The 11409-nt window shown below is 60.5% G+C and carries 9 protein-coding genes; 7 read left to right on the plus strand and 2 right to left on the minus strand.

Features of this window, described 5'->3' with window-relative positions; all coding sequences use genetic code 11:
- Positions 1-106: 106 nt before the first annotated feature.
- Both ACFQDI_RS05185 and ACFQDI_RS05190 read right to left on the minus strand, forming a co-directional pair.
- Positions 107-544, minus strand: a complete 438-nt coding sequence (locus ACFQDI_RS05185) for a rhodanese-like domain-containing protein (RefSeq protein ID WP_377164113.1) — start codon at positions 542-544, stop codon at positions 107-109.
- A gap of 154 nt (positions 545-698) precedes the next feature.
- Positions 699-2414: a phosphoethanolamine transferase gene (locus ACFQDI_RS05190; protein WP_377164115.1), complete on the minus strand. Its 1716-nt coding sequence runs from the start codon at positions 2412-2414 to the stop codon at positions 699-701.
- Positions 2415-3269: 855 nt separating this feature from the next.
- Between ACFQDI_RS05190 and ACFQDI_RS05195 the strand changes: the two genes are divergently transcribed.
- The 7 genes from ACFQDI_RS05195 to ACFQDI_RS05225 are packed head-to-tail and all read left to right on the plus strand — an operon-like array spanning position 3270 to position 10971.
- Positions 3270-3665, plus strand: a complete 396-nt coding sequence (locus tag ACFQDI_RS05195; protein WP_377164118.1) for a prepilin-type N-terminal cleavage/methylation domain-containing protein — start codon at positions 3270-3272, stop codon at positions 3663-3665.
- Positions 3665-4273: a type II secretion system protein gene (locus ACFQDI_RS05200; protein WP_377164120.1), complete on the plus strand. Its 609-nt coding sequence runs from the start codon at positions 3665-3667 to the stop codon at positions 4271-4273. The genes ACFQDI_RS05195 and ACFQDI_RS05200 overlap by 1 nt, the downstream gene beginning before the upstream one ends.
- A gap of 24 nt (positions 4274-4297) precedes the next feature.
- Complete coding sequence (locus ACFQDI_RS05205) at positions 4298-4708, plus strand: type II secretion system protein (protein WP_377164122.1); 411 nt, start codon at positions 4298-4300, stop codon at positions 4706-4708.
- Between the two features lie 11 nt (positions 4709-4719).
- A complete protein-coding gene (locus ACFQDI_RS05210) occupies positions 4720-5244 on the plus strand; it encodes a prepilin-type N-terminal cleavage/methylation domain-containing protein (protein WP_377164124.1) in 525 nt (174 codons plus the stop codon).
- Between the two features lie 20 nt (positions 5245-5264).
- A complete protein-coding gene (locus ACFQDI_RS05215) occupies positions 5265-7439 on the plus strand; it encodes a GspE/PulE family protein (RefSeq protein ID WP_377164126.1) in 2175 nt (724 codons plus the stop codon).
- A gap of 38 nt (positions 7440-7477) precedes the next feature.
- Positions 7478-7957 (plus strand): response regulator, encoded by a 480-nt coding sequence (locus ACFQDI_RS05220; protein WP_377164128.1) that lies wholly within the window; start codon positions 7478-7480, stop codon positions 7955-7957.
- Positions 7954-10971, plus strand: coding sequence for an ATP-binding protein (locus ACFQDI_RS05225; protein WP_377164130.1), 3018 nt, complete (start codon positions 7954-7956; stop codon positions 10969-10971). Before ACFQDI_RS05220 ends, ACFQDI_RS05225 begins: the two co-directional genes overlap by 4 nt.
- The last annotated feature ends 438 nt before the right edge of the window (positions 10972-11409 follow it).

An 11409-nucleotide genomic window follows, 5' to 3' on the forward strand; every position in this document is an offset into this window, starting at 1 on the left:
GTTTCTCTTCCTCTGCAGCTGTGAGGGGACTCGGGGAGGGGCGGTCCATCAGCAACCGCCTATTTGGCGGGTGCGCTGTGGTGCCGCCTGGCGCTGGTGCACGGGCTTACCGTGCCACGGCCTGACCGCTGGCGACCCAGGCGTTGAAGCCGCCTTTGAGGAGCAGGATGTTTTTGAAGCCCATCTGGTGCATCTTGACGGCGATGAACTGGGCCCGGCCACCGATGGCACAGTGGACGATGGTGGGACGGGTTTTGTCGAGCTTGTCCAGGGCGTCGAGGGTTTTCTGGCTGTGGAAGTAGTCGTGGTTCAGGGAGTTGAGGATGTAGCCGCGGGTGTGGCGCTCGTCCTCGGTGCGGACGTCGATGATCTGGGTGTCCGGGTGATCGACGAGCTGGCGGGTGACTTGCTCGGGGGCGATTTCGTGGACTTCTGGCGGCACCACCACGGCGGGGGGAAGTGCGGGGCTGCCTGGGGGCTCGGCGGTGAGGGCTGCTGTGCCGAGGCTGAAGAGCAGGAGCGCTGACAGGAGGCGGGTGTGCATGAGGTGTGGAAATGTACCTCCTACGAGGCGAGTTGGCGAGCAGAAGTCATGTGCACTCGTTGCCCGACGGGCGACCACCCTGGGTGTGATGACTCCAAGGGGGGCTGGCAGTCAGTCTGCAGGTGCTTTTACTGCCCGAATGGAGATGGCCGACTCAGGGAGGTGGCACACCTGTGGCCAGAGTGGCGGTCTTTGCCATGGGCAATGGCTTGTGACTGGCAGCCTGGTGAGAAGAGAATTTTTTGTCATAATCGACGAGGGTGCCGCCGGAGTCGCAGACCATGCGGGGGCCGGGGGCAAAGCGGGGGGAGGCGGCGCTCCACTCCGGTTTGAAGGTGGAGCAGGAGATCCCTCCCATGTCCAGCAGGGTGTGAAAGGTGCAGGCTGCGCTGAAGGGGGTGTCCAGGTGGGATTTCAATCCGGCGACTTTTTCGGCATGGGTCTGCTCATACAAGGGGGAGACCCACATGAGCATGGGCACTTCCACGATCTGCCGGCTCACCATGCCATGCATGAATTTTCCGGTGAGGGACTTGGAGGTGTTCTCCCCGTGGTCGGAAACATAGCACACCCATGAGGAGGCCTGGATTTTCCTGAGGTCATTGATCAGATTGGCGAGCAGGAAGTCCGTGGCACAGATGGTGTTGTCGTAGGAGTTCTGGGCGATTTGGAGATCTTCGGGATCTGTGGAGGTGCCTGAGGCAATGCGAACCAAAGCATTGATGGCGGCTGTTTTTTCCGCAGGGAAGCGTTCCATCTGAGGGGAGTAGCGCACGGGGTAGGGGCCATGGCTGCCGATGGTGTGAAGCAGAAAGAGCACCTTTGGCTCTTTGCGCTTGAGAATGCCACGCACCAAGGGCAGCAGGCTGGCATCTGTGGCGCCTTGGTAGCCACCATTGCCGACGAGGTCGAATGAGCCGCTCTTGAAGACGGACTCGTCTGCGTCGCCAGAAAAGATGGAGGTGACGGTGTCGAAGGTCCCATGCTTTTTCTGTGAAGAGAGCCAGTAAATGCGAAAGCCCGCTTTCTTATAAGCAGAAAGGATGCTGGCCTCGCGGGTGGCTTCCAGCACTTTGCCCGTAGGCGTGGGGGTGAGCAGTGCTGGCACGGCCACGAGGGTGAAAGTGGCGGTGCAGGAGACGTCTCGGAAAGGCATGAGGCCGGGGGTGTTTTCCAGCAGGGGAGTGGTCTGCCGATCATAGCCGTAGAGTCCAAAGCAGCTTTTTGTAGCGCTTTCTCCGATGACCAGCATGTGGACCTGACGCTGCTGCTCATCACGGAATGCCGGTTCCTGGCTGATGGCCAGCTGTTCCGTCACGTTTTTGCGGTTCTCCACCCGGGAGTGCATGTCCAAGGCCTCATAGGCACTGTATATCGTGGAGGAGGGGAATGTGGCGAGGAGGTGCTGCTCGACGCTGGCAACGCTGAATGCGGGGCCTTTCGCGATCAAATCTGACAAGGCTGGGATGAGGAGGGTGAGAACCACCAGGGTCCGTGCAAGCGGTCCCAGGCGGAAGCTGGCTGGGACGCGCTTTTTGACAAACCAGACATAGAAGATGACTAAAAGCAGGCTGAGCGCTCCGGCGTAGAGGGTCTGCCCCTTCAGTGCGGAGAGCTCCGTCTGGTTGGTTTCGAACAAGGCCAGAAACAGGAACGTTGTTGGCAGGTTGTTGATGGTGACGAGGCAGATGAGGCAGGCGGGGACCATCAGCACCAGCGGCAGCGCCAGCCATAGTAAGAGACGGACTCGCAGGCAAAAGACGCAGGGCAGCAAGATCAAAGCCATGCTGAAAGGCAGGAGCTTTGCAGAGGTCCAGGCAAAACTGGGGACGAGGCAGGCGATGAAATTAGGCAGATTGACCAAACTCACGGCCAGAAAGATCGAGATCCAGACCGTGTGATCTCTGAGGACTTCTGTGGTCAGGCAACTTTTTAAGGTTCTTTTAATTTCCATATTAGATAATAAAAACCAAAATTCAGGAGGCGGCAAACTGAATCAGACGGGGCTGTTCTTTCAGTGCAGAAACAGAGCTCAAGTGATGATGCCATGGATGTGCATGAGCATGGCATCAGTGGCGGATGCACTGCGGCACTGTGCCTAGAGTCGTGAGCTGGGTTTTCAGTGAAGTGGGATTTCAGGGCTTCTGACAGCGCTTCACTGAGGGGGGAAGCACGATGCTGACGATGGACTCGACGGTGGCTTGCTAGGGGGGAGGAGGCTGAAGGGTAAAAATGCTGGTGGTCCGTGGGTTTGGAATGAGTGAAAGCGGGAATTTGCCTCTGTGAGGACACTGTCGGCCGTTAACTCCAGTCTCAGAGTAACAGATTCCTTATTTTTGATGCCTTTAATAATTTTCACATGAAAATTGAAGAGGCGGGGCTGTTAAACCGGTTTTTTGACCGCTGCAAAAATTAGGGCGAAATGGCCTTAGCAGGGTGGCTTAACCGGGCTCTCAGAGATGAGATTCCGCAGATACTTTGCCCGTATTCGAAAAAAAGACGAGGTCGTGTTGTAGCGCGCCAAGTAGCGGTTTTAGCTAGGGAAAACGAATTCGGCGATTGAAACAGAGGCTACTAGATTTCCTGCAATTGTAAAAAATATGAAAATAATTATTGAATCTATCTTTGTAATAAACTACAATTTCCATAATTCGAGGCTGAGCAACTCCACAAAGCTGAGCACTTCGAACTAACACCAACAGCCAAAACACACACACAACACACTATGAAGAACATCAAGATCAACCCCTCCCGCAAGGCTGGCTTCAGCCTCGTGGAAATGCTCGTCGTCATCGCCATCATCGGCATCATCGCCGCGATCGCGATCCCGAACATCGGCAACCTGAACGACAGCGCCAAGACCGCCGCCGCCAAGCGCAATGCGCAGACCGTCTCCTCCGTGCTTAACGCCGCCATCGCCGCTGGTGTTGACACCTCGGGCTGGACCACTGCAAACCTGCTCGACAAGGCCCAGACTGGCGTGAGCCCCCTCACGGGTGCCTTCGCCGGCAAGACCTTCACTTCCGGCCCGATCAACGACACGGAAGAGTCTGCTGTGGCCAACTACCTGACCTGGGACGACGACAACAAGCAGGTCAAGTATGATCCAGGCACCTACTAATGCTGGTGCTGACGCGCCCGGCACTGGGGTTTGAACTCAGTTTCGGACGATTCACGTCCGCCGGGGAGGTTGACTCCCCGGCGTTTTTTTTGCAGCAGGGAAACAGGGCGTTGCTGGTTATGACAATGACATTTCGCAGACAGAGAGAGGCAGGATTCAGCTTTGTTGAGGCAATCTTTACGATTGCGATCATCGGCATCATGTCATCGATCGTGGTGGCGGCGATTTCGAATGCCTCACGGGATGCGAGCCGCGTGATGGCGCGGCAGCAGCAGGCGTCTGTGCAGAGTGCGCTGACTGCGTGGGTGATGGCGCAGATGCGCGTGAGCAGCAATTCGGCCCAGTTTCAGAGCCTGGAAAACATTCGTGTGGCCTACAACGCCATGTCCGTCAGCCAGCGATTTGATCAGCTGGTGCCGAAACCAAATTCCTCAGACCCGAACCGGCGCGCCGGTTTTCTAGACCAGACGACGGCGGACCATTTTGCAGATTACACGTCGAACGCCAGCCAGCTGCAGACACTGGCTTTGTACAATTCGCAGCAATACCTGACGCTGCCCGACTGGCAGACGGGTGATTTTCCCCATGTGGACCTGGTCAACATGTAGCGAGGCCGAGTACCCAATTCATTCATGATGAAAGCCCTACTTCCAAAGCTCCGCTTTTCCCTGCGAGGTTTCTCGCTGGTGGAGATGATGGCGTGTGTTTCGATCATCGGCATCATCGCTTTCATGGCGATCCCCTCCGTGACCCGCATGCGGGGTGACAGTGAGCGGAATCTGGCGATTGCGCGCGCGGAGTCGCTGAACCTGGCGCTGGCGAGCTACATCCAGGTGCGCGGGCGCACGCAGGCGGCGCTGGAGTGGACGGCGGCCTCTTCACCGGAGGCGAAGTACCAGCTGCTGAAGTCCTACCTGAGCTTTGCGGAAAGGGACCTGGCCACTTTTCTGCCGTCCGGATACAGCCTGACTTTTCCGCTTTCGATCACGCCCATGACGAAGGCGACGCTGTCCAACCCGACCGGCGCGACCATTTATTACTGACCGACTCTGGCATGACGCCCACCCTACATCGTGGAACACGAGCCTCTTTCCTGCCCGCCGGCAGGGATGGGGGCTTTTCCATGTCTGAGATGGTGATGGTGATCTGCATTCTTTCGGTGCTGGCCGGGATCGCAGTGCATTCTTTCAGCCAGTTCCTGACGGGGGGCAAGGATGCGGTGGCGGAGGCGCGGCAGGAGACGCTGAACCAGGCGCTTTACCGGTTTGCCCAGCAGAACTACGAGCTGCTGTTCACGGCGCAGAGCGGGTCTGTGACGGACGAGATGCTGGTGCTGCGGACGCTGCAATACCGCGATCCGAACAGCAACCGTGCGCAGTCGGGCTCCCCGTATGTGGACCCGAGGTACAACCCGATCTCTTCGAGTGATGCGGACGTGCACCGTCTGCGCTGGACGGGGAGCCTGTTTGAGCTGCTGAAGCCGGGGCAGAGCGGCATGGGGCTGCTGATGAATTTTGAAGGCAGCGATTTCACCACGGCATTTGTCTTTCCGCCGAACTTTCAAATGGCGGGACGCTGATCCTGCCCAGCTAAAAACTCATGGCCGCCACCCTCCAGATCCCGACCAACCCGCTCACACCAAAATCCTTTGGTGCTGCGAGTAATCCGCCAAGCACGATAGTTGAGGCGAGGCAGTCGGCGATCCTGGCGATCCAGTCGATCGAAGGACTGGCGCTGCAGCATGGGATGCTGCCGGTGACGCTGCTGCGTGAGAGCTGCTCTCCGGATGCGGAGAGGCTGATCCGGAAGCTGGGGCGGGTGCCGTACGTGGCGGACCCGTGGCTGCCGGTGAGCACGATCGGGCCGCTGCTGGTGATGGCGCACCACAACCCGCGGGCGGGGGATCTGTGGGGGGTGCCGCACTTTTTTACGATCCGGGTGCTGATCACGCAGGAGCAGTACCAGAACACGCGGAAGGATCTGGTGCAGCGGTTTGGCCAGATGCCGATCTCGCAGTCGAATGCGATGGAGCAGCTGCAGCCGCCGGTGTTTTCTGACCTGGGGCTGGATGGCACCTTCCAGTGGCTGCTGGAGCATTACCCGTATGAGCCTGCCGAGATCACCAAGCTGAAGGGTTTTTACGATGCGCAGAAGGGCAAGGCGGAGTCGCTGGGCATCACGCATTTCAATGTGGTGCAGCGGAACATGGGCATCGCGCTGCAGCATCTGGTGAGCGGGTGCCGCACGCTGGTGTACAGCGCCACGGAGGCGCAGAGGCAGAGCTTTTTCCCGATCCCGCTGCTGGAGCGGCACAATGTGTACCCGCTGTACATCGGCAAGCAGGTGGTGTTTTTGCTGAGCGAGAGCAGCGACTGCTACGCGTTTGAGGACGAGTGGCTGTCCATGGGGAATCCGGCGGTGAAGATCGTGCCGGTGCTGGCGGATCTGGCGAGCATCCGGGAGGCGATCAACCGTGCAGGGGCGACGTTTGACCCGAGCGCGGTGGCCACGATCGAGGGGGCGGCGCTCTCTGTGGCGGATGATGCGAGCGTGGTGGAGATCTCGCCGGAGGACATGGGGCGGATCAATCCGCAGAATCCGAACCATGAGCCGGAGCAGCTGGTGCAGTGGGCGCTGTTTACGGCGATCCGCTGCCGGGCCTCTGACTTGCACCTGGAGAAGTTTTACAGCTTCACGCGGTTCCGTGCGCGCATGGACGGGACGATGAAGACGATCATGACGGCGCCGGAGAGCCAGCTGAACCGCTATGTGGCGCTGCTGAAGAACTATGCGGGGATGAGCCAGAACCGGCAGGAGTGCCAGGACGGGCGCATGGCGCTCTCGATCGGGAGACGGCGGGTGGATGTGCGTGTGGCGGCGGTGCCGACGCGGCGTGAGTTTCAGAAGGTGATCATGCGCTTTCTGGACAAGCAGGACGGGGTGAAGCGCCTGTCGGATTTCAATCTCTCACAGCGCCAGATCGACATCCTGACGCGGACGATGCAGCGTGACCAGGGGCTGGTGCTGGTGACGGGGCCGACGGGCTCCGGCAAAACGACGACGCTGTACGCGCTGCTCAACAGCGTGAACGACGAGAGCGTGAACATTCAGACGATCGAGGACCCGATCGAGTATGAGATCGAGGGCATCAACCAGACGCAGACGAACAATGCGCGGGGGCTGGACTTTGCGAACGGGCTGCGTGCGCTGCTGCGTGCTGACCCGGACATCATCCTGATCGGTGAGTCGCGAGATGCGGAGACGGCGGGCGCGGCGGTGAACGCCTCGCTGACGGGGCATCTGGTGCTGACGACTTTGCATGCGAACGATTCGCTGCGCGCGGTTTCGCGACTGCTGTCGATGGGGGTGGAGAAGTACCTGCTGGCAGACTCCCTGGCGCTGAGCCAGGCGCAGCGTCTGGCGCGGAGGCTGTGCAGCTACTGCAAGCAGCCGATGCAGGCGCCGCAGGATGTGCAGGACCTGCTGGCGAAGCAGGCGGTGATCTCGCAGCCGCTGACGACGCCGATCTACACCGCACGCGGGTGCGACGAGTGCCACGGCACCGGCTATTCGGGACGTGTGGCGCTGATGGAGCTGTGCGAGGTGAACAACGAACTGCGCGACCTGGTGGAGGAAGGCGCGCCGCTGAGCGCGATGCGTGCCGCCGCGTTCAAGAACGGATTCCGCTCGCTCTACCAGGAGGGGCTTCAGCAGGTGATCGGCGGGCATACCTCGCTCGATGAAATCAAATGTCTCAGCTACACCGCCATGTAAGGCGGGAATTTTTTTCACACATACAATATTCCGCGACCATGAACCCGACAACTCAGATCTTGCCCCGTGAATTTGCCTCGCGTGCTGTCGCGCGGGTGCTGATCGTGGATGACGAGCCGCATGTGCTGGCGGTGGGAAAGGCGGTGCTGGAGGCGCATGGCTTTGAAGCTGTGGCGTGCCGCAGCGGCGAGGAGGCGCTGGAGCTGGTGCGTGTGGGGATGGAGGATGGGCAGCGCTTTACGGCGGCTATCCTGGACCTGACGATGCCGGGCGGGGCCTCGGGATTTGAGGTGCTGGAATGGCTGCGTGCGTGTGACCCGCGGCTGCCGGTGATCGCGTGCAGCGGGTACTTCCAGGATGATGTGAAGGATCTGTGCCAGGCGATCGGGTTTGTGGATGTGCTGTACAAGCCGTTCAACCTCGAAAGCCTGTGCCTGGCGGTGCGACGCGCGATGGTGCCGGATCATGACGCGGCGGAGTCGGGCTACTCGGTCTTTAAACCTGCTGTCGTTTCATGAGGTTTCACTTCCAGATAGCGAACCGCTTCACGCTGCTGGGCATGTTTGCCGTGCTGGTGGGTGCGGGTGCGACTGCCGCGGGCTTCATGTGGCAGGAGTTCATCACGCTGCGCTTTGTGCAGAGCTCGTACCTCGGTGCGGTGGCTCTGGCGGGGCAGATGGAGCTGAACCGCCAGGCGCTGAGTGAGAGCGAGATCGCCGGGGTGGCACCGCTGAACTGGGAGAACGAGGCGCGCATGCGCATGCGCCTGCAGACGGTGGAGATACCGCCTGCGCTGCAAAATCTGGGCCTGCAGGTGGAGGTGGTGGCACCACGCCAGGCGAAGGACGGCGGGGCGCCGCCGATGGCGAAATCGCCGCCGATCGTGATTTTGCCCGGGTGCCAGAACTGTGCCATCGAGGAGCCGTCTGCGGCGCACATGGACAGCCTGATCTACAGGGTGATGTCCGGCAGCTCGATGGTGATGGATGACACGAGCGACAGCCAGGACATGGAGATCAACGGCGGGGACCACTGGCTGATCAGCGCCGCGCCGCTGCACTCGCGCAGCGGGTATGTGGCGGGTGCTTTCATCGCACGCCAGCCGCTGGTGCAGCTGAGGCACCTTTTCAATGCGCAGAGGCTTACGGTGCCTGTGCTGGGAGCGTGTGCGGGGCTGGCGCTGGCGGTGTTCAGCTTTTACATGATCGGGCGGCGGATCACGAAGAAGACGCATGCTCTGGTGAGCGCCTTTCGGGCGATGCGTGCGGGCAATCTGAACGTGCGGGTGCCTGCCAGCGGCAACGATGACCTGGACCTGGTGCAGGAGGAGTTTAACACGATGATCACCCACGTGCAGGAGGAGGATCAGCGGAAGCACACGCTGCTGGTGGAGTATGAGGCGGCCAAGAGGCAGGCGGAGACGGCGACTGCGGCGAAGGGGAGCTTTCTGGCGAACATGAGCCACGAGATCCGCACGCCGATGAACGGCATCATCGGCACGACGAGCCTGCTGATCGAGATGGGGCTGGACCCGGAGCAGGAGGAGCTGATCCGGATGATCCGCTCCAGCGGGGAGTCGCTGCTGCACGTGATCAATGACATTCTGGACTTTTCGAAGCTGGAGTCTGCCAAGATGGACATGGAGAAGATGCCGGTGGACATCGAGAAGCTGCTGAGTGAAACGACGGACGTCTTTTCGCACAAGGCGGCGGAGAAAAACATCGAGCTCAACGTCCACATTGATGCGGCGCTGCCGCGCAAGGTGCTGGGGGACTTTCAGCGCATCAAACAGATCCTCGTGAACCTGGTGGGGAATGCGATCAAGTTTACGGAGAAGGGGGAGATTTTGATCCTGGTGCGGCAGGTTTCACGCCAGACGCCGCAGGGGGACAAGACGCTGCTGCATTTCTCCGTGCGTGACACGGGCATCGGCATTCCGCCGGAAAAGATCGGGCAGCTGTTCCAGGCTTTCAACCAGGCGGACACCTCGACGACGCGCAAGTATGGCGGCACGGGGCTGGGGCTGGCGATTTCCAAGAAGCTCATCAAGATGATGCAGGGGGAGATCAGCGTGGTGAGTGAGGAGGGGAAAGGGTCTGACTTCTTCTTTGAGCTGCCGCTGATCGTGGCACCTGATGATGAGTCGCGGGAGGAAGAGCTGGCGTGGCTGGATGTGGTGAGAGGGCGGCCTGTGGCGGTGCACAGCGCGCATCCGACCACTCTGCAGGTGCTGAACCAGGCGCTGATGCAGTGGGGCATGACGGTGAGGCTGCTGAAGGACCGTACGCCCGCTGAGCTGGATGGGGTGATCGAGGAGGCGGGGCTTTTCATTTTCGATGTGACGGGTGTCCGGCATGAGGATGCTGTGCAGATGCTGAATGCGGCGGCGATGCGCGGCACCGCCATCATCACCATCATGCCGATCACCAGTGCGAAGCTGGACCGTGACCGCTACAGTCCGCCTGCGGGCAGCCGGCATACGCGGCTGTCGAAGCCGATCAAGCGCCGTGAACTGCTGAGGTCGATGGCGGAACTCTACCGCATGCCGCGGCGGGTGATCCTGACCCCCGTCGTCACTGCGGCTGCGCCATACGAGGGGCCGGAGGCTGCGCCTGCTCCGGTGCCATCGCCCCATTTGCGCCCGATCACCACGCCTGTGCAGCAGATGCCTGGCCACTACCAGCAGCCCCCGATGCTGACGCCGATGGGGCAACCCTGGGGCCAGCCAATGGGCCAGCCGATGGGCCAGCCGATGGGCCAACCGATGGGCCAACCGATGGGCCAGCCGATGGGCCAACCGATGGGCCAACCGATGGGGCAACCGATGGGTCAACCGATGGGCCAACCGATGGGTCAACCGATGGGTCAACCGATGGGTCAACCGATGGGTCAACCGATGGGTCAACCGATGGGTCAACCGATGGGTCAGCCGACTGGTCAGCCGATGGGGCAGCCAATGAGGGCCACGTTTGAGTCCCCGTCTGTGCTGGAGACGCCAGCTCCTCCACCGCTGTCCATGCAAGGTGCTGCGCGTGCCGCAGCTGGTGGGCATGATATTCACGTCTCGCAAGCCACGAACCGGGCGATTGCCAAAGCTGCCAAAGCTGATGCGGACAACTTTGCCAGCCAGAATCCGGCGAACATCCTGCTGGTCGAAGATCAGCCTCTGAACCAGAAGATTGCCTCGATGCTGCTGCAGCGTCTCGGCTATGTGAGGATGGACATTGCCAATAACGGGGAGGAAGCCGTGAGCATGGTGGGGCAAGGGGGGTACGACATCGTGTTTATGGATCTGCAGATGCCAGTCATGGGGGGCGTGGAGGCGACCCGGCGCATTCGTGGGAACTTCCAGCTCAAGCACCAGCCAGCCATCATCGCGATGACCGGGCATGCGTTGACGGGCGTGAAGGAGGAGTGCCGTGAATGCGGGATGAATGCCTTTCTGACGAAGCCGGTGTCGCTTGATGATTTCCGCCGCGTGATCCCGCCGGCGCTGTCGGTGGAAGCTGCGCAGATCCCGATGAGTTTCTAGCAGGTGAAGCCCAGCGAGTGGCGGGCAGGGGACCCGTCCTGGGGAGCATCCCACAGGTGACACCGACCCGACGATGGGGGCGCTTTTTGGCACCCGAAAACCCTCCCGGGTATTGGGGCGGCCGACAGGCCAGCCGGAACGGATTCGCGTGCGAGATGGGCAGCTGCGAGCAGCCGCGGACGTCGAGCGACAGGGGCTGAGAAGAACCTGATCAGCCCTATGGGGCCGCCTTTGAGAGATATCGGGGATGGCCTCCAAGTCGAAAGGGTGATAACTAAATGCCAGGCATTTAGTTAATTGACTTCGCGCCTTGCAGATTGAAACCCAAAGTGCACCTGGGCTGGTTTTTGGAATTAGATGGGTTTGAGCAGGAAAGGCAAGAGGGAATGAGGTGATTGAAAGCCGAGTGTTTTGCGTGGTCGGAAGTTAAGTTGGTTT

This window comes from Prosthecobacter fluviatilis, assembly GCF_042655725.1.
Classification (GTDB): domain Bacteria; phylum Verrucomicrobiota; class Verrucomicrobiia; order Verrucomicrobiales; family Verrucomicrobiaceae; genus Prosthecobacter; species Prosthecobacter fluviatilis.